Origin of the sequence: Streptomyces sp. NPDC016309, from assembly GCF_043077235.1 — a bacterium.
Taxonomy (GTDB): Bacteria; Actinomycetota; Actinomycetes; order Streptomycetales; family Streptomycetaceae; genus Streptomyces.
Genome location: NZ_JBIBSG010000003.1, coordinates 538271 through 556780, shown reverse-complemented (window position 1 = coordinate 556780; position 18510 = coordinate 538271). Strand labels below are relative to the sequence as shown.

Annotated in this window: 17 protein-coding genes; 5 read left to right on the top strand and 12 right to left on the bottom strand. The window is 75.7% G+C overall.

Annotated features, from left to right (window positions below; translation table 11 throughout):
- Positions 1-119 precede the first annotated feature (119 nt).
- Positions 120-296, top strand: coding sequence for a hypothetical protein (locus ACF068_RS10305; RefSeq protein WP_392273746.1), 177 nt, complete (start codon positions 120-122; stop codon positions 294-296).
- 69 nt (positions 297-365) lie between these two features.
- Here ACF068_RS10305 and ACF068_RS10300 read toward each other — a convergent pair whose 3' ends face one another.
- The 6 genes from ACF068_RS10300 to ACF068_RS10275 all read right to left on the bottom strand — a co-directional run bounded on the left by ACF068_RS10300 (position 366) and on the right by ACF068_RS10275 (position 6336).
- Positions 366-1946, bottom strand: a complete 1581-nt coding sequence (locus ACF068_RS10300; protein ID WP_392273745.1) for a phytoene desaturase family protein — start codon at positions 1944-1946, stop codon at positions 366-368.
- Positions 1943-4318 carry a tetratricopeptide repeat protein gene (locus tag ACF068_RS10295; protein ID WP_392273744.1) on the bottom strand — a complete coding sequence of 792 codons (2376 nt, stop codon included), beginning with the start codon at positions 4316-4318 and terminating at the stop codon, positions 1943-1945. The genes ACF068_RS10300 and ACF068_RS10295 overlap by 4 nt, the downstream gene beginning before the upstream one ends.
- 436 nt (positions 4319-4754) lie before the next feature.
- Positions 4755-5171 (bottom strand): CBS domain-containing protein, encoded by a 417-nt coding sequence (locus tag ACF068_RS10290; RefSeq protein ID WP_392273743.1) that lies wholly within the window; start codon positions 5169-5171, stop codon positions 4755-4757.
- 23 nt (positions 5172-5194) lie between these two features.
- The gene (locus ACF068_RS10285; protein WP_392273742.1) at positions 5195-5446 is read right to left on the bottom strand and encodes a DUF6480 family protein; all 252 of its coding nucleotides are present in this window, start codon (positions 5444-5446) and stop codon (positions 5195-5197) included.
- A gap of 28 nt (positions 5447-5474) precedes the next feature.
- Positions 5475-5696, bottom strand: coding sequence for a CDGSH iron-sulfur domain-containing protein (locus ACF068_RS10280; protein WP_392273741.1), 222 nt, complete (start codon positions 5694-5696; stop codon positions 5475-5477).
- The gene (locus tag ACF068_RS10275; RefSeq protein WP_392273740.1) at positions 5680-6336 is read right to left on the bottom strand and encodes a HemK2/MTQ2 family protein methyltransferase; all 657 of its coding nucleotides are present in this window, start codon (positions 6334-6336) and stop codon (positions 5680-5682) included. Before ACF068_RS10275 ends, ACF068_RS10280 begins: the two co-directional genes overlap by 17 nt.
- 63 nt (positions 6337-6399) lie before the next feature.
- Between ACF068_RS10275 and ACF068_RS10270 the strand changes: the two genes are divergently transcribed.
- Together ACF068_RS10270 and ACF068_RS10265 are read left to right on the top strand one after the other, a co-directional pair.
- Positions 6400-7956, top strand: a complete 1557-nt coding sequence (locus ACF068_RS10270; RefSeq protein ID WP_392273739.1) for an FAD-dependent oxidoreductase — start codon at positions 6400-6402, stop codon at positions 7954-7956.
- Positions 7953-9002: an iron-containing redox enzyme family protein gene (locus tag ACF068_RS10265; protein ID WP_392273738.1), complete on the top strand. Its 1050-nt coding sequence runs from the start codon at positions 7953-7955 to the stop codon at positions 9000-9002. Before ACF068_RS10270 ends, ACF068_RS10265 begins: the two co-directional genes overlap by 4 nt.
- 233 nt (positions 9003-9235) lie before the next feature.
- On the opposite strand, the gene ACF068_RS10260 is transcribed toward ACF068_RS10265, so the two are convergent.
- From ACF068_RS10260 to ACF068_RS10235, 6 genes are all read right to left on the bottom strand, one after another.
- Positions 9236-9436 carry a hypothetical protein gene (locus ACF068_RS10260; RefSeq protein WP_392273737.1) on the bottom strand — a complete coding sequence of 67 codons (201 nt, stop codon included), beginning with the start codon at positions 9434-9436 and terminating at the stop codon, positions 9236-9238.
- A 161-nt stretch (positions 9437-9597) separates the two neighbouring features.
- Positions 9598-12990: an ATP-binding protein gene (locus tag ACF068_RS10255; RefSeq protein ID WP_392273736.1), complete on the bottom strand. Its 3393-nt coding sequence runs from the start codon at positions 12988-12990 to the stop codon at positions 9598-9600.
- 160 nt (positions 12991-13150) lie between these two features.
- Positions 13151-13798, bottom strand: coding sequence for a hypothetical protein (locus tag ACF068_RS10250; protein WP_392273735.1), 648 nt, complete (start codon positions 13796-13798; stop codon positions 13151-13153).
- Positions 13786-14322, bottom strand: coding sequence for a SigE family RNA polymerase sigma factor (locus ACF068_RS10245; protein ID WP_392273734.1), 537 nt, complete (start codon positions 14320-14322; stop codon positions 13786-13788). Before ACF068_RS10245 ends, ACF068_RS10250 begins: the two co-directional genes overlap by 13 nt.
- 134 nt (positions 14323-14456) lie before the next feature.
- Complete coding sequence (locus ACF068_RS10240; RefSeq protein ID WP_392273733.1) at positions 14457-15320, bottom strand: SMP-30/gluconolactonase/LRE family protein; 864 nt, start codon at positions 15318-15320, stop codon at positions 14457-14459.
- On the bottom strand, positions 15317-16090 hold the full coding sequence (locus ACF068_RS10235) for an IclR family transcriptional regulator (protein WP_392273732.1): 774 nt from the start codon (positions 16088-16090) through the stop codon (positions 15317-15319). The genes ACF068_RS10240 and ACF068_RS10235 overlap by 4 nt, the downstream gene beginning before the upstream one ends.
- Before the next feature lie 215 nt (positions 16091-16305).
- Here ACF068_RS10235 and ACF068_RS10230 point away from each other — a divergent pair, with 215 nt between their 5' ends.
- Both ACF068_RS10230 and ACF068_RS10225 read left to right on the top strand, forming a co-directional pair.
- Positions 16306-17460, top strand: coding sequence for a mandelate racemase/muconate lactonizing enzyme family protein (locus ACF068_RS10230; RefSeq protein WP_392273731.1), 1155 nt, complete (start codon positions 16306-16308; stop codon positions 17458-17460).
- Complete coding sequence (locus ACF068_RS10225) at positions 17457-18503, top strand: zinc-binding dehydrogenase (RefSeq protein WP_392273730.1); 1047 nt, start codon at positions 17457-17459, stop codon at positions 18501-18503. Before ACF068_RS10230 ends, ACF068_RS10225 begins: the two co-directional genes overlap by 4 nt.
- The last annotated feature ends 7 nt before the right edge of the window (positions 18504-18510 follow it).

Below are 18510 nucleotides of genomic sequence, written 5' to 3'. Positions count from 1 at the left end.
GGCCGGCCCACCGGGGTGGGGTGACGGCGGGTCCACCACCCGCCCGCGCGACTCGGCGTGCGGTCCGGCGGCGGCTGGTGAACAGTCGTGTCGAGTCCCCCAACTCGAAGGAGAAACTCATGCTTCGGCGCATCTCGCTCGTTCTGGCCGGTCTGATGGCGATCGGCTTCCTGGCCGCGGCTCCCGCCGCCGCCCACGGCTCGGACGTGGAAGGCTGCTGGGGTTCGGGCGGTCACGTCAAGGCCGGCGACGTCAAGGTCAAGCACTTCGACGCCACCTGCTGGGACGTCGGCTGATCACGAGCGATACACGGATGGGCGCCCGTGGTGGCGCCCATCCGTGTGTCCGGGGGCGGGAACCGGGCGTCAGACGCCCAGCACCGCCATGGCCGCGTTGTGACCCGGGATGCCGCTGACGCCGCCGCCCCGCACGGCCCCCGCCCCGCAGAGCAGCACATTGGGGTGGGCGGTCGCCACGCCCCACCGGCCGGCGGCCCCGCCCGGGTCGGTGGCCGCGGTGGCGCCGGTGGCCCCGCCGGCGTACGGGAAGGCCAGGTCGCCGTGGAAGATGTGGCCGCCCGGCAGCAGCAGGTCCCGCTCCAGGTCGAGCGGCGTCTTCACCTCGATGCACGGGCGGCCCTCGGCGTCGGTGGCGAGGCAGTCGGCGAGCGGTTCGTCCAGGTGCGCGTCGAGTTCGGCGAGGGTGGCCTTGAGCAGGGCGGCGCGCGTGGCGTCGTGGTCGGCGGCGAACAGCCGCCCCGGGGCGTGCAGACCGAAGAGCGTCAGCGTCTGGTAGCCCCGGGCGGCGAGCTCGGGGCCGAGGATCGACGGGTCGCTCAGCGAGTGGCAGTAGATCTCCGAGGGCGGGGCGCCCGGCAGCCGGCCGGCCGCCGCCTCCCGGTACGCGGCCGCCAACTGCCCGTATCCCTCCGCGATGTGGAAGGTGCCGGCGAACGCCTCGCGCGGATCGACCGACCGGTCGCGCAGCCGGGGCAGCCGCTCCAGGAGCATGTTCACCTTGAGCTGGGCACCCTCGGCGGGCGGCGGGGGCTCCTCACCCAGCAGCGCGGCCAGGACGTGCGGCGAGGCACCGACCAGGACGTGCCGGGCGGCGACCACGCCCTCGCCGTCCGGACCGCGGTGGACGACCTCGGCGTCGCGGCCGTCCGTGTGGATCCGGAGCGCCTCGTGGCCCGTGCGGATCTCGGCCCCGGCCGCGCGCGCGGCGTCCGCGAGGGCGCCGGTGAGGGCGCCCATGCCGCCCACGGGCACGTTCCACTCCCCCGTCCCGCCGCCGATCACGTGGTACAGGAAGCACCGGTTCTGGATCAGGGACGGGTCGTGGGCGTCGGCGAACGTGCCGATCAGCGCATCGGTGAGGACCACCCCGCGCACCAGGTCGTCGGCGAAGTGCTCCTCGACGGCGACGCCGATCGGTTCCTCGAAGAGGGTCCGCCATGCGGTGTCGTCCGCGACCCGGGCGCGCAGCTCCTCCCTGGCGGGCAGCGGCTCGGTGAGGGTGGGGAACACCCGCTCGGCGACCCGGCCCGTCATGGCGTAGAACCGCTGCCACGCCTCGTACTCGGCGTCCGACCCGGTGAGCGCGGCGAACGATTCGCGGGTGCGCTCCCCGCCCACCAGCAGCCCCGTGGGCCTCCCCCGGCGCTCGGCCGGGGTGTACGAGGAGATGGTGCGCCGGGCGACGGCGAACCGCAGGCCCAGGTCGCGCACGATCTTCGGCGGCAGCAGGGACACCAGGTAGGAGTAGCGCGACAGGCGGGCGTCCACCCCGGCGAAGGGACGGGTGGAGACGGCGGCCCCGCCCGTGCCGGGCAGCCGCTCCAGGACGAGGACGGAACGTCCGGCGCGGGCGAGGTAGGCGGCGGCGACCAGTGCGTTGTGGCCGCCGCCGACGATGACGGCGTCGTACGAGCGCTGTACGGTCATGGCCCTTCGTAGCACGCGCCCGGGCCGGCGCTCCAGTGGGCGCCGCCCGCCCCGCGCAGCGCGGCGACCCGCCGGTACAGCTCCGCGGCCTCGGCCTCCCGGCCGAGCTGCCGGAGGCAGTACGCCTGGTCGTGGCGGCTGGTCAGGGCGTCCGGGTGGGCGGGGCCCAGCACCCGGTCGCGGGCCTCGGCGACCCGCGCGTACACGGCCAGCGCCTCCGCCCAGCGGCCCAGCCAGCCGAGTCCCACGGCGATCTCCCGGCCGCTGACCAGGGTGTCGGGGTGATCGGGTCCCAGCACCCGCTCACGGCCGGCGCACACCTCCCGCGCCTCGGCGAGCGCCTCCCGCCAGCGCCCGAGCCGGCCGAGGTTGACGCCCAGGGCGTGGCGGGCGCGCAGGGTCTCGGGATGTCCGGGGCCGTGCGCCCGGGCGCGGGCGCCGACGAGGTCGCGGTACAGCTCCAGCGCCTCGTGGCTGCGTCCGAGCCTGCCGAGGCTTATGCCCGCCTCGTAGCGGGCGGCGAGCGTGTCGGGGTGGTCGGGGCCGAGGACGTGGGCGCGGGCCGCCGCGACGTCCCGGTAGGTGCCCAGCGCCTCGGCCCAGCGGCCGAGCTGCCCCAGCGCGTACGCCACCTCGTACCGGGTGACCAGGGTGTCGGGGTGCTCGGGGCCCAGCAGGCGGGCGCGGGCGTCGGCGACCTCGCGGGCCGTCCGGTGCGCCTCCTCCAGCCGCCCGAGCCGGCCGAGGTTGGAGGCCAGGTTGTGGCGGCAGCGCAGGGTGTCGGGGTGGTCGGCGCCCATGGTGCGGGTGCGTGCGTCGAGCACGGAGGCGTACACCTGGTGGGCCTCGTCGTGGCGCCCCAGCCGGCCCAGGACGTACGCCATCTCCTGACGGGCCGTGAGGGTGTCGGGGTGGTCGGGGCCGAGCACCCGGGCCCGGGCCTCGGCGACGCGGCCGAACTCGCGCAGCGCCTCGGCGTCGCGGCCGGTCCTGGCGAGCGCGTACCCGGCCTCGTACCGGCTGGTGAGGGTGTCGGGGTGGTCCGGGCCCAGGACCCGCTCCCGCTCGGCGGCGACGGCCCGGTGCTCCTCGCCCGCCTCCTCCCAGCGGCCGAGCCGCCCCAGGCGGAGGCCCGCGCCGTGCCGGCCGGCCATCCGGGCGAGCACCCCGGGCGGCGGCGCTCCCGGCGCCCCGCCGTGCGGGTCCGTCACCGGCCGGGTGGGCGCGGTGGGCGCGGGCGGGACGGAGGGGGTCGGGTGCCGGGGGCGGTACGGCGGGGGAACGGGAACGGCGCGGGCGCCCGCGCCGGCGGGGGTGGCGGGGCCGGCGGGGGTGGTCCACGCGCCGGTGAGGCCGGCCGGCGGGTCGTGCGGTGCGATGGAGTGCGGCAGGGTGGCGCCGACCGCCTTGGGGCCGGTGGTCATGCCCCGGGTCCAGGACGGCGGGTGGTGCGGGGCGCGTGGCGGCGCCGGCGGGGGGCGGAGGGCCTGGTCGGGGAACGCGGGCGCGGGGCCCGCCGGGGCGGGACGGGCGGCCGCGATACGGCGGCGGAGGTCGGCCGCGTCGGGAGGACGTCCCTCCGGGGTCTTGGCGAGCAGGTCCAGGACGGCCCGCTCGAAGAGCTCGGGGAGCTCCGCCCGGAGGTTGCGGGGCGGCTCGGGCTGGGTGTCGCGGTGGCCCACGAGTATGGCCCAGGCGTCGTCCAGGTCGAAGGGCGGTACGCCGGTGGCGATCTCGTACAGGACGCAGCCCAGTGAGTACAGGTCGCTGCGGTGGTCCACCTGGCCGCCGCTGATCTGCTCGGGCGACATGTAGTGCGGGGTGCCCATGGCGATGCCGGTGCCGGTGAGCCGGGCGCTGAACCCGACGTCGGCGCCCGGGCGGGCGATGCCGAAGTCGCAGATCTTCACCGTGCCGTCGCCGAGCCGCATGATGTTGGCGGGCTTGAGGTCCCGGTGCACGATGCCCTGCCGGTGGGTGTAGGCGAGGGCGTCGGCGACCTGTTCGGCGATGTCGACGACGTCGCCGACGGGCAGCGGGTGCTGCTGGTTGTCCTCCAGGAGCTGGCTGAGGTTGCGCCCTTCCAGGAGTTCCATGACCAGGTAGAGCAGACCGTCGGACTCCCCGAAGTCATGGACGACGGTGACGCCGCGGTGCTGGAGCGCGGCCGCGACGCGCGCCTCGCGGCGGAAGCGCTCGCGGAGCACGGTGACGACGTTCCGGTCCTGCCCGGGTCCCAGCGGTTTGAGGCACTTGACCGCCACCCGCCGGCCGAGCGCCTCGTCGGTGGCGCGCCACACCTCGCCCATGCCGCCGCGCCCGATCATCTCCTCGAGCCGGTAGCGGCCCTGGAGCAGCCTGGTCTCCCCCATCGCGTGCCATCGCCCCCGTCGAGTCCCCGTACTGCCCGTCGATCCGCGTCGCTAGGCCCTCCCCGGCCCGTCCAGTATGGCGGCCCGTCCGCCGAGTTCGCACGGGGCCGGGCGGGTGTCGGGACGCAGTCCGGTCACGGCTTTCAGGATGTGCTGCGGCGGGAGTCGCCGGCGGATACGGGAGGGGACGCAGCGCAGCAGGTTGCCAGCTCGGGGTCGTCGGCGCCGAGGCAGCCGGTGAATCCGCCGGACGCGCACCGGCCGGCCGGGGCCCGGGGGGCGACGGCCCAGGTGCCGGCGGGCCCAGGTGGCGACGGAACCGGGTGCCGACGGGCCCGGGTGGCGACGGAACCGCCCCGCACGCGGGCGCGCGGGGCGGGTGTCGGATACGGGTAGGGGCGCGGAGGTGGGGGCGGGCGCCGGCCGGCGGAGCGTGTCAGTCGCTGGAGAGCGCCTCGAGGAGGTCGCCGACCTGGGGGTCGGGGAGCCCCCGGGCGACATCGGCCTGGGCGATCATTCCCACCAGACGGTGGTCCTCGATCACCGGCAGCCGGCGCACCTTGTGCTCGGACATCTTCCGCAGCACCAGTTGCGCGTCGTCGTCCGCGTCCACGTACACCACGTCGCCCTGGGCGAGGTCGCCGGCGGTCGTGCGCGCCGGGTCCTTGCCCGCGCCCAGCGCCTTCACCACGATGTCGCGGTCGGTGAGCATGCCCTTGAGCCTGTCGTCGGCACCGCAGATCGGCATCGCGCCGACGCCGAGCTGCCTCATCATCTCGGCGGCCTGGAGGAGGGTGTCCCCCTCACCGACGCAGTCGACACCCCTGGTCATGAGCTGGCGTGCGGTGGCCATGCCGGACGCTCCTTCCTGCCGCTTCAGAGTGCGATCACCAGGGCCATGACGCCGAAGAGCGCCGCCACCAGGACGACGACGAGCAGGATCAGCACCATCGGTGCCTTCGCCCAGCCGGTCGTGGGGTTGTGCGTCTCCCTCGGCCCCGCCCCGGGCATGCTCGACTCCGCGGGCGGCGTCTCGCCGGGCGGGACGCCGCCACCGGCGTCGAGACCCGGGGTGCTGTCCGGATCGGGATCCGGGTTGGGGTTCGGGTTCGGGTTCGGGTGGGTCATGCGGTACGAGTGCGCAGGCCGGGGTCTTTCAATCCTCCCCGCGCGGCTCCGCCCGGGTCCGGCGCCGGTGGCTGGTGTCGCACCACGGGTAGCGGCGGCTGCGGCGGCAGGTGCAGACCGCGACCATGAAGCGGTCCGAGGCCGCCGTCGTCCCGTCCGGCAGCCGGATCTCCACGGGCCCCTCCATCAGGAGCGGCCCCTCCGGGTCGATCACCACCCGTTCGGCGGATCGTTCAGGTTCGTTGCGCACGGATCACCACCAGGTCCTCCTTGCGCTCCTCGGGCGCGATCAGCCCGCGCTCCTCCAGCCATCCGGCGTGCTCGGCCATGACCGGACCGAAGGGGATCGTGGTGCGCAGTTCGACACGTGCCTCCAGGCCCCCCGCCTGGAGCCGGTCCAGCGTCTCGTCGACGCCGGACAGCGCCGACTGCACCAGGAGCAGCACCCCTGTGTCCCGCAGCAGGCCCGGCGCCCGGGCGCAGAGCCGGTCGATGACCTGCCGCCCGTTCTCGCCCGCGTTCCAGGTGCGGTCCGACCCGCGCGAGGGGCGCGGGGACAGGACGTACGGCGGGTTCGACAGGATCAGGTCGAAACGCCGGCCCTCGACGGGTTCCGTCAGGTCGCCGCGGTGGACGTCGACCGGCAGGCCGAGGCGCCAGGCGTTGTAGCGCGCGACGAGCACGGCGCGCCAGGAGATGTCCACGGCGGTCACCCGGGCGCCCGGGCACTCGGCGGCCATCAGGGCCAGGGCACCGGTTCCGGTCCCCACGTCGAGCACCTCGACGCCCGGTTGCTCGCACAGCGCGCGCAGTTCGGCGCGCGCCGCCTGGGCGAGCAGTTCCGTGTCCTCCTGGGGCGCGTACACGCCGCGCGGTCTGAGTAGACGCATGCACAGCGGGTACCTCGGAGATCCCCGGCGAAACGCTGGTGAGCGGTGTGTGAGGAGTGAGCGATGAGCTTTGAGTCCGGTTCCGGTTCGGGGTCCCTGTGGATGGAGTACGCCCCCGGCCCCGCCCGTCCGGCCGTGGACGGCCCCGTCGAGACGGAGGTCGCCGTGGTGGGCGGCGGGATCGCCGGGCTCTGTACGGCCTGGGAACTCGCCCGGGCGGGGCATCCGGTGGTGCTGCTGGAGGCCGACCGCATCGCGTCCGGGGTGACCGGCCACACCACGGCGAAGCTGTCGGCCCTGCACGGCATGGTGTACGCCGACATCGCCAGGATCCACGGCGCCCGGGCGGCGCGGCTGTACGCCCATTCGCAGCAGATCGCCATCGAACGGGTGCGGGAGGTCAGCGAGGAGCTGGGCGTCGACTGCGACCTGGAGCGGCTGCCCGCCTACACCTACACCCAGGACCCGGCGCAGACGGACACGTTGCGCGCGGAGGCGGAGGCGGCCCGGGTGGCCGGGCTGCCCGCCACGTACGAGACGGACGTACCGCTGCCGTTCCCGGTGGCGGGCGCGGTCAAGGTCGAGGACCAGGCGCAGTTCCACCCCCGCAAGTACCTGCTGGCGCTCGCCGCCGACCTGGAGGTGCTGGGCGGGCGGATCTTCGAGCGGACGCGGGTCACGCGCCTCCAGGAGGGCTCGCCGTGCGAGCTCACCACGAGCACCGGGCACACCATCCGGGCGCGGGACGTCGTGATCGCCACGCACTACCCGGTGTTCGACCGGTCGCTGCTGTTCACGCGGCTGGAACCCAAGCGGGAGCTGGTGGTGGCGGGACCGCTCCCGGCCGCGGAGGACCCGGGCGGCATGTTCCTGACGTGGGAGGACAACACCCGGTCGGTGCGGACCGCCCCGATGGACGAGGACGGGCGGCGGATGCTGATCGTCACGGGCGAGAAGTTCCTGCCCGGCACGGTGGCCGAGGGCGAGGTCGGGGAACGGTTCGAGAAGCTCGCCGCATGGGCGCGGGAACGTTTCCCGGGGGTGCGGTTCACCCATCGCTGGGCCACCCAGGACAACGTCACGACGGACCGGGTGCCGTACGTCGGGCGGCTGCACGCCGGGGCGCGGCACGCCTACGTTGCCACCGGGTTCGCCGGCTGGGGCATGAGCAACGGGGTGATGGCGGGCGATCTGCTGGCGTCCCGCATCCGCGGCCGTGAGCCCGCCTGGACGAGCCTGTACGACCCGGTGCGGCTGCACCCGGTGAAGGAGGCGCCCGCGATGCTGCGGCTCCAGGCCCAGGTGGCGAAGCACTTCATCGGTGACCGGGTCCCGGGGGCGCACGCCGACTCGACGGCCGACATCCCCCGGGGCGGCGGAGCGGTCGTCCGGATCGGCGGACGGCGGATGGCGGTGCACCGGGACGCGGCCGGGACGCTGCACGCGCTGTCGGCGCGCTGCACCCACCTGGGGTGCGTCGTCCACTTCAACGACGAGGAGTGCGCGTGGGAGTGCCCGTGCCACGGCTCGCGGTTCGACGTGGACGGCAAGGTGGTGCAGGGGCCGGCGGTACAGCCGCTGGAGCAGATGGACGTCGAGGACACCGAGGAGGGCGCATGACGGAGCCCGGCGCTCCCCTGCCCGAGGAACGGGGCCCCCTGTCGGCGGCCGTGCTGCGCGTGCTGCGGGACGCGGACGCCGGCGGGGCGGCGCCGGAGGCGACCGTGGCCGGTGCCGACCCGCTCGGCGAGGACCTCCAGCTCGCGCTGTACCTGTCGTACGAGCCGCACTACCGGGCCCTGGAGGGCGTCGCGGACGACCGCGAGTGGGACCCGGCACTGCTGGCCCTGCGGCGGCCCATGGAGGAGGCGTTCCTCGGAGCCCTGCGCGAGGCGGTGCCCGGGGACGGCGACGTGACCGCGGCACTGGAGCCGCTGCTGGTGGAGCCGGTCGACGGGCACGGTGTCTCCCACCGGCTGATGGCGGACGGCACCTGGGAGCGGATGCGGGAGTACCTGGTGCACCGCTCGCTGTACCAGCTCAAGGAGTCCGATCCGCAGGCCTGGCTGATCCCGCGCCTGGAGGGACAGGCGAAGGCCTCCCTGGTGGCGGTGGCGTTCGACGAGTTCGGCGGGGGGCGCGGCGAGCGGGTGCACGCGCGGCTGTTCGCCGAGCTGATGGAGGGCGCCGGGCTGGACTCCTCGTACGGCCGCTATCTGGACCTCGCCCCGGCGACGACGCTGGCGACGGTGAACGTGATGTCGCTGTTCGGCCTGCGCCGCTCGCTGCGGGGCGCCGCGGCGGGCAACTTCGCGGTCCTGGAGATCACCTCGCCGCCGGGGGCCCGCCGGATGGCGAAGGCCCTGGAGCGGCTGGACGCCGAGCAGCGGTGCGTCCGGTTCTTCACCGAGCACATCGAGGCGGACGCGGTCCACGAGCAGGTCATGCGCCGTGACGTCCTGGGCGACCTGCTGGCACGCGAGCCGGGCCTCGCCGCCGACGTGGCGTTCGGCGTCCGGGCGACGGTCTGGCTGGACGAGCGCTGGGAGGAGCGGGTGCTCGCCGCCTGGGACCGGGGCCGGTCGTCCCTCCGGGGGCCGGTGGCGGCGTCACCGTCGGCACCGGGGACGGCGGCGGACCCGTCGGAGCCGGTACGAACGGTTTAGCGGGCGCGGGAGCGGCGGGAGCGCGAGGGCCCCGGGGCGCGCCGGAACGCACGGCGTGGACCCGGGGCCGACCGCCGCGGAGGGGCGGGCGGCGGGAACGGGCGGCCGGTGCGGCGGAGACGCCGGGCCGCCGGCGGCCGACGACCGAGGGGGCCGGAGGCCGAGGGGCGGCGGGGGGCGGGCAGGCCTTCGGGCCACGCGGCCGGGTGGTCGCGTGGCCCGGGGCCGTCCGGTCAGGGGAGGAGCTCGTCCAGGGCGGCCTTGCCCTTCTCGGCCAGCCTGCGCTCGGCCCAGGCCAGATTCTTGGGATTGACGTCACGTCCTGACGCGAGGACCAGGTCTTCCGCGTTGAAATCGCCTTCGGCGCCGCTGTGCAGAAGCCTGTCGGGCGTGACGCCCTCTCGCCGGGAGGTCGAATCGGGCTCAGCGTTCATGCCGCCTCCTTGCTCGTCCTGAAGACATTGTCGTCGCCGGGTACCCCGATCGCATCCCCTGCACCAGGCGCGACCGCGAACGATCGGATGCCGCCGCCCGGCGCGTCACCGCGTGCCCCCCGGAGGTCACGTGCGGTGCCGGCGGCCGGCGCCGGCCGCCGTCAGCGGACCAGGGCGGCGGCCTCCCGCACCGTGAGCCCGCCGCCCTCCGCGTGTGCGCGGGCGTACGTGTCGCCGTCCAGGACGGCACGCAGCTCCCGTTCGGCGCGGAGCCGGATCTCCTGTGCCGCCTCGGCGGAGAACTGGCGGAAGCCCGTACCGCCGGGGCCGTCGGCGTGCCGGTCGTACGCGCCGAGGAGCCGGGCCCCGTCCCGGGGGTCGCCCTGCTCGGCGAAGGCCCAGGCCGCGGTGGGGAACTGGCCGATGATCAGACGTGGAGCCACCATGTACGCCAGCGTCTCCATCCGGCGCACGGCCACGGCGAGGCGTTCCCGGGCGCCCGCGTGGTCGCCGTCGAGGCAGTCGAGCCAGCCCCGCAGCCCCAGCAGCATGCCGGTGAACAGGTCCGCCGTGCCGGTCGGCAACCCGGCCTCGATGACGTCCAGCTGCTGCCGGGCGAGGGCGACGCGACCGGTGCGGCCGTAGTGCTGGGCGAGCAGCAGCCGGGCGGTGCCGACCTGCTCGACGGCGGGTTCCGCCGGGTCCTCGGCCGCCTCCCGCAGCATCCGCTCGGCGGTCTCGCGCTGCTCCGGTCCGGCGTCGCCCTGGAGGCGGAGGTGCGCCAGCCGGGCCCGGAAGAGCGGTCCGAGGCCGCGCGCGCCGGAGCGCTCGGCCGCCTCGGCGGCCCGCTCGAAGTCCCGGGCGGCCCCGGCGTGGTCGCCCTCCCGCTCGTGGTGCTCGCCCCGGGCGCTGTGGGCCTCGGCGATGCCCCACGGGTCACCGGCGGCCTCGAAGCGGGCCAGGGCCTCCTCCGCGTCGTCGCCGGCGCCGGGCATCACCTTGGCCCGCATCAGCAGGGCGAACCCGAGGTCCGTGTCGTCGCCGTACGCCCGGCAGCAGGCCACGAAGGCGTCCATCGTCCGGGCCAGGTCGGGGAACTCGCCCAGCAGCAGCCGGACGAAGAACCACATCGTGCCGGGCTGGCGGCTGTTCTGCGGCATTCCGGGCCGGTAGGCGTCGGCGACCGCCGTCAGGTGGGCCCGGTTGCCGGGCTTCTCCATCGTGGCGGCGCCCTCGCTGCCGTCCGAGGCCAGCGCCATCAGCCGTACCCCGCGCCGGGCCTCCCAGAGCTGTTCCTCCTGCCACGGCGGCGGCAGGTCGGTGCACGGCCGGGCCAGCGGCACGGCGCGGCGCACGCCGTGGTCCCCGTCCGGAAGGAACGGGTCGGGACCGAGGGCGGCCACCTCCGCCGACCAGGCGCGGACGTCGGCCAGGTGGCCGCGTAGCTGCCAGAACCAGCCCAGGGACAGGACCATGCACAGCCCCTCCTGCTCCTCGCGCAGATCGACGGCGGTCCGCAGGGCCGCGCGGACGTTGTCGTGCTCGGTGTCGAGCGTCTCCAGCCACGCGGTCTGCCGCGGGCCGTGGAGCTGCCGGCCGGCGGTACGGACGAACTCGCGCACCGCCGTGAGGTGCCGGCGGGCGGTGCTCTCCCGCTCCCCCGCCTCGGCGAGCCGTTCGGCGGCGTAGTCGGCGACGGTCTCCAGGAGCCGGTAGCGCATCCCGTCCCCGCCCGGCCGGGGCACGGCGACGACGAGGGACTTGTCGACCAGGGAGGTGAGGGCCTCCAGGGTGCCGGGTTCGGCGCAGACCTCCTCGGCCAGGGCGAGGGAGCAGCCGCCGGAGAAGACGGCCAGCCGCCGCAGGACGACCCGCTCGGTCGTGTCGAGCAGGTCCCAGGACCAGTCGACGACCGCGCGGAGGGTCTGCTGGCGCGGCAGGGCGGTGCGGCTCCCCCGGTCGAGGAGGCGGAAGCGGTCGTCGAGCCGGTCGGCGATCTGGCGCGGCGTCAGGGCGCGCAGCCGTGCCGCGGCCAGTTCGATGCCGAGCGGCAGCCCGTCGAGGCGGCGGCAGAGCTCGGCGCACGCCTCCGGGTCGTCGTCCGTGCGGAAGCCGGGGCGGGCGGAGGCACCGCGGTCGGCGAGCAGCCGGAGCGCCGCGTCCTGGCGCAGTGGTTCGACGGGGCGTACGGCTTCGCCCGGGACACCGAGCGGTTCGCGGCTGGTGGCGAGGACGGTGACGCCGGGGCAGCGGGTGAGGAGGGTGTCGGCGAGGGTGGCGGCCGCGTCGACGAGGTGCTCGCAGTTGTCGAGGACGATCAGGAGCCTGCGCCCGGCGCAGTGGTCCACGAGCTGGGCGAGCGGTTCGCGCGGGGGGCCGTCGGCGGCGCCCCAGCGCGGGGGCTCGCGCACGCCGAGGGCGTGCAGCACGGCCTCCGGGACGTCGACCCCGTGGCGTACGGGGGCGAGTTCGGCGACGCAGGTGCCGTCGGGCCAGGCGTTCTCGGCCCGCGTGACGGCGTCGGCCGCCTCCAGGGCCAGCCGGGTCTTGCCGACCCCGCCGGGCCCGAGCAGGGTGACCAGCCGCCGGGCGCGCACCTCCTCGGTCAGGGCGGCCAGTTCGCCGGCCCGCCCGACGAAGGAGGTGAGCCGGGCGCGCGGGGCGCCGGGCGCGGGGGGTGCGGCAGGCGGGCGTCCGGTCCGCGCGTCGCCCGCCAGCAACTCGGCGTACAGCGAGGTGAGGTCGGGGCCGGGATCGGTGCCGAGCCGGTCGGCGAGCCGGGTGCGGACGTCCTCGTAGGCGGCCAGTGCTTCGGCGGGGCGGCCGGCGGAGCGCAGCGCCCGGATGTGCAGCGCGGCCAGGGGCTCGTCCAGGGGGTGCTCGGCGGTGAGCTCGGCGAGCCCCGCCAGGGCGGCCTCCGGGCGGCCGAGCGCGACCTCGGCGGCGAGCCGGTCACGGCGCGCCGCGGTGCGGCGGCGTGCGGCCCGTACGGCGAGGGGGTCGTCGTCCCGGTCGGGCAGGTCGGCCAGGGCGGGACCCTGCCAGAGGGCCAGTGCCCGGTCGAGCAGCCGGGCGGCGGCGGCCGGGTCGCCGGTGCCGAGCGCGGCGGTGCCGGCGACCGCGAGCCGCTCGAAGCGGAACAGGTCGACGTCGTCGGGGCGGGCGTCGAGCCGGTACCCGCCCGGGACGGACACGACGGCGTCCCGCCCCAGGGCCCGGCGCAGCCGCCCCACCAGCGCCTGTAGCGCGGCCGGTTCGTCCGCCGGAGGGGTACCGGTCCACACCTGGCCGGCCAGCCGGCCGACCGGGACGGCCCGCCCGCCGGCCGCCGCCAGCGCGGTGAGCAGCGCCCGCAGCCGCGCCCCGGCGACCGGCGCCTCCGTCCCGTCGGGGCGCACCGCGCGGGTGGCGCCGAGCACCCGGTAGCGGCACGGGCCGTCCCCTTCCCCGAGGGGGCGGCCGTCCGCCGCCGGGGCGTGCGCGGGCGGGCCGCCCGCGGGGCCGTGTGCCGAACCGTCTGCCGAGCCGTCTGCCGATGCCGAACCGTGTGTCACCGGCTCATTGTGACCCTGGCGGGCGCCCGCGTCGCCACGGATTTCCGGTACCTCGGCCGGTGCGCGTCCACGCCGCCGTACGGGGCGGAGGGGCGGCCGGTCGCCCGACCGGGGCGGCCCTCACGGCGGTCGGCGGGCCGGCGGCCGGGGCGCGGCGGGGTCACTTGGCGAAGTCGCCGCTCACGGTGGTCCGTTCGCCGTCCTGTCCGGTGGCGGTGATGGTGTAGCGGTCGCCGGTGGCGGCGCGGGTGCCCTCGGCGTGGTTGTACTGGGCCGCGAAGACGTGCCGGCCGGCCGGGGCGCCGCGGCCGGGCTTGAGCGTCCAGGTGTAGCGGAGGGCGCCGTCGCGGTCCTCGCGGACGGAGACGGTGAAGTCCTCCTCGGGCAGCGTGCGCCAGTGGCCGGTGCTGGCCACGCCGCCGGTCTGGGCGACCCGCAGCTCGACGGTGAGGGCGGTGAGCGGTCGGGGTGCGGTGAGGGTGATGTCGCTCTGTGCCCAGAAGCGGTTGCTGTGCGGGTCCACGACCCCCTCGGCGCGCAGGGGTGCGGCGGGCGCGGCGCTGGTGCCCCGGTCCGGCCGGTCGGTGTCGAGGACGGTGGTCGCGGTGTAGCCGCCCGCGACCAGCACCGCGGCGACGGCGGCGGTGGCGGCGGCGACCCGGGCCCAGGAGGTGCGCGACGGGGGGCGGTGGTGGCGCGCGGCGGCGGCCGGTGCCGCCATGCCGCGTTCGACCCGGGCGAGGATGCGGGCGCGGTCGGGCTCGTGGGCGCGGGCCGCTTCCCGCAGCCGCTGCTTCAGCTGGTCCATGTCTTCCCCACCAGGTGCGTCGCCGCCCGGTCGCCGAGCAGCCGTTGGAGCTGCGCCATCGCCTTGGACGTCTGGCTCTTCACCGTACCGACCGAGATTCCGAGGGCGAGGGCGGTGTCCCGTTCGGAGAGGTCGAAGGCGTGGCGCAGGACGACGCAGGCGCGTTTGCGGAACGGCAGGGTGCGCAGCGCGCCCTGGACGTCGACGACGGCCGGTACGTCGGGGCCGTCGGTGTACGGGGAGTGCTGGGACCAGAACAGGGCGATGCGGCGGCGCTCGCGCACGGCGCCGCGGATGCGGCTGCGGGCGAGGTTGGCGACGACGCCGCGGGCGTACGCGGCGGGGTGGTCGGCGGCGCGGACCCGGTCCCAGCGGTGCCAGAGCGCGAGCAGGGCGTCGGCGGCGATGTCGTCGGCCGCGTCCGGCTCGCCCGTCAGCAGGTGGGCGAGGCGGGCCAGTTCGGCGTAGTGGCGCTCGAAGAAGTCGTGGAACTCCGTGGCGGCGTCATCGGCCGGTGTCCCCACGGTGGCCCCTCCCCGCGCGTCGCGTCGCGCACTGCGTAACCCGGCCGTCGCCGGTGTGTGCTGATGTGTGCTCGCAGGGCCCCCTCCGCCACGATGCGAGGCCGTGATCCTAACAAGCGTTCGCCCAGGGTGTGTCAGCCGCCGAAGGGGACGCCCGGCAGGCCCTGTCCGGCGTCCGGGAGCACCAGCAGCGAGCCGTCCGGGTGGCGGGGGCGGGACAGGCCCGTGCGGGCGGTGGTGACGTAGAGGTCCCGCAGCCCGGGCCCGCCGAAGGCGCACGCGGTGGGCCGGTGCACGGGCAGTGGGACGACCTTGTCGAGGGTGCCGCCGGGGGTGTAGCGGCGGATCGCGGCGCCGTCCCAGAGGGCCACCCAGACGCAGCCGTCGGCGTCGACGGTGAGGCCGTCGGGGAAGCCGGCGCCCGGTTCGATCGTCACCAGGGGGCGGCGGTCGGTGAGGCGGCGGCCGTCGTCGGAGAGCCGGCACACGTCCACGCGCCGGGTGGGGCTGTCGACGTAGTACACCAGCGTGCCGTCGGGGCTGAAGCCGGTGCCGTTGCTGACGGTGACGCGGGGCAGGAGGGCGGTGGCGGTCCCGTCGGCGGCGATCCGGGTGAGGGCACCGCCGCCGTCGGCCTCGTCGTACCGCATGGTGCCGGCCCACAGGGACCCGTCGGGTGCGACCACGGCGTCGTTGCCGCGCCGCCCGGGGACGGGGTCGTGCACCAGCCAGCGGAAGGGGGCACCGCCCTCGCCGTACAGCCCGATGCCGTCCCGCAGGCTGACGACCAGTCCGCCCGTCGAGCGGGGTTTGGCGGCGCCGACGTGCTGGCCGGTGGCCATGACCGTCCGGCGGCCGGTCGCCGGGTCGTACGTGTGGACGCGGGCGCCGAGGATGTCGACCCATATCAGCCGCCGCGCGGCGGGGTCCCAGGTGGGGCCCTCGCCCAGCTCGGCGTGCTCCCGGACGGCGACCCGCACGGCCGGGTGCGCCGTCACCGGGCGCCACCGCGGTGGCCGAGACGCAGGGAGAGGTCCTCGGCGCCCTTGGCGGCGAGGGCGGCGAGCTCCGCCTCGCGCTGCTCGGTCCACCGGATCACGGGCACCGAGATGGACAGGGCGGCGACGACCCGGCCGCTGCCGTCGCGGACCGGGGCGGCCACACAGCTCACGTCCGGGTTGGACTCGCGGTGCTCGGTGGCCATGCCGCGCTCGCGGACGGCGGCGAGTTCGGCGCGCAGGGCGTCGGGGTCGGTCACACTGGCGGGGGTCATCGCCACCAGGTCGCGCCCGTCGAGGCGGGCCTCCAGCTCGGCGTGCGGCAGGGAGGCGAGGAGCATCTTGCCGACGGAGGTGCAGTGCGCGGGGAGCCGGCGGCCGGTCGCGGAGACCATCCGCACCGCGTGCGTGGAGTCGACCTTGGCGATGTAGATGACGTCGGTGTCCTCCAGGATGGCGAGGTGGACGGTCTCGTCGCACGTCTCGGCCACCTCCTGGGCGACCTGCCGGCCTTCGGCGGCCAGGTCGAGCTGTTCGGCGTACCGGCTGCCGAGCTGGTAGGTGCGGACACCCAGGCGGTAGCGGCCGGGCTGCTCGGGGACGGGCACCAGGTAGGAGCGGGCGGCGAGCGTGGTGAGCAGCTCGTGGACGGTGGTGCGGGGCAGTCGGAGCCGGCGGGTGACCTCCGGCGCCGAGAGGGTCCCGTCGCCCTGGAGGAACAGCTCCAGGATGTCGAGCGCCCTGGTCACCGCGGGAACGAGACGCCCCATGCCGTCCACCCACCCCTTCGTTCGAAACTTCGACCTTTGATCGGTATGACGAACACAGGCTAACCACAGGCGACTTCACCGGGCAATGGCCGGGGACGGATCCCGTTCGGGCGGAGACGCGCGAACCATTGACACCTTCCGGACCGCTGATTACGGTCACGCCAAGATTTCGAACGAGTGACGAAATATCGAACAAGCACGAGAGGGCAACCGCCGTGCGCATCACGGGAATCAGCACTCATGTCGTCGGGACCCCCTGGCGCAATCTGACCTACGTACGCGTCCACACCGACGAAGGGCTCACCGGCGTCGGAGAGACCCGCATGCTGGGGCACACCGACGCCCTGGTCGGCTACCTCAAGGAGGCCGAGACCAACCACATCGCCGGCTCCGACCCGTTCGCGGTGGAGGACCTCGTGCGCCGGATGAAGTACGGCGACTACGGCCGGGCGGGCGAGATCGTCATGTCGGGCATCGCGGTCGTCGAGATGGCGTGCTGGGACATCAAGGGCAAGGCGCTGGGGGTGCCCGTCTGGCAGCTCCTCGGCGGCAAGGTGACCGACAGGGTCAAGGCGTACGCCAACGGCTGGTACACCACCGAGCGGACCCCCGAGGCCTACCACCGGGCGGCCAAGGGCGTCATGGCGCGCGGCTACCGGGCGCTGAAGATCGATCCGTTCGGCACCGGCCATTTCGAGCTGGACGCGGAGCGGACCCGGTACGCGGTGTCGCTGATCGAGGCGGTACGGGACGCGATCGGGCCGGACGCCGAGCTGATGCTGGAGATGCACGGGCGGTTCAGCCCCGCGACCGCGGTACGGCTGGCGAAGGAGATGGCGCCGTTCGCCCCGGCCTGGCTGGAGGAACCGGTGCCGCCGGAGAACCTCAAGGCACTGGCCAAGGTCGCCGGGAAGGTGGACATCCCGGTGGCCACCGGTGAGCGCATCCACGACCGGATCGAGTTCCGGGAGCTGTTCGAGTCCCAGGCGGCCGACATCATCCAGCCGGACCTGGGGCACATCGGCGGCATCCTGGAGACCCGAAAGCTGGCGGCGACCGCCGAGACGCACTACACGCTGGTCGCCCCGCACAACGTGGGCGGCTCGGTGCTCACCGCGGCGTCCCTCCAACTGGCCGCGTGCACGCCCAACTTCAAGATCCTCGAACACTTCAACGACTTCGCGGACGCGGACATCAAGAAGGTCGTCAAGGGTGCTCCGCTGGTGGACCCGGCCACCGGCTGCTTCGAGGTGTCGCACGCGCCGGGCCTCGGCGTCGAACTCGACGTGGACGCGGCGGCGGAGTTCCCCCAGCAGCGGGCCCGGTTCGACCTGTGGGCCGAGGGCTGGGAGATGAGGGCGCCGAAGTGAGCCGCCCCCCGAGCGGCGCGCCCGGGACCCGGCCCAGCCGCGCGCTGCTCGTCGAGCGCCCCGGCGCCCACCGGCTCGTCGAGCGGGACGTGCCCGCCCCCGGCCCCGGCGAGGTCCGGGTGCGGGTGGCCGCGGCCGGGATCTGCATGAGCGACCGCGAGGTGTACGACGGACACCGGGACCCCGGGTACGTCAGGTACCCGGTGGTCCCGGGCCACGAGTGGTCCGGGACGGTCGAGGCGGTGGGCGAGGGCGTCGACCCGGCGCTGGCCGGCCGGAAGACGGTCGCGGAGGGGTTCCGCGCGTGCGGGGCGTGCGAGCGCTGCCGGTGCGGCGAGACCAGCCTGTGCGCGGGCGGGTACGCGGAGACGGGGTTCACCGAGCCCGGTGCCTTCGCCGACCACGTCACCGTGCCGGCGCGGCTGCTGCACCTCCTGCGGGACGACGCCGACCTGCGGGCCGCGGCCCTGCTGGAGCCCGCCGCCGTGATCGCCGCGGCGGTACGGGCGGGGCGGCCGCGCCCCGGTGAGCGGGTCGCGGTGGTGGGCGCGGGGACCCTGGGACTGCTGGCCGTGCAGTTGCTGGGCGCCTCGTCCCCGGCCGAGCTGACGGTGATCGACCCGCGGACGGCGCGGGGCGACCAGGCACTGCGGTTCGGCGCGAGCGAGTCGCTCGACCCGGCCGAGGCGGTCCGGCTGGAGGGCCGGTTCGACCTGGTGGTCGAGACGGCGGGGGCACCGACCACGGCCGCGTCCTCGTGCCGGCTGGCGCGCCGGGGCGGCCGGGTGGTGCTGACCGGGATGTTCACGCCCGGCGCGGCCGGCATCGACCCCGTCCACCTGTCGCTGAGCCAGCTCGAGATCCGCAGCGTCTTCGGTGCCCCCTCGTCGGCCTGGTCGGACGCGGTACGGGCCTTCGGGCTCGGGCTGCTCGACCCGGCGCCGCTGATCACGCACGAGTTCCCGCTGGAGCGGTTCACGGACGCCGTCGCCCTGGTGGGCGGCGGCGACCCGAAGACCGGCAAGGTGCTGCTGCGGCCCTGAGGCCCGC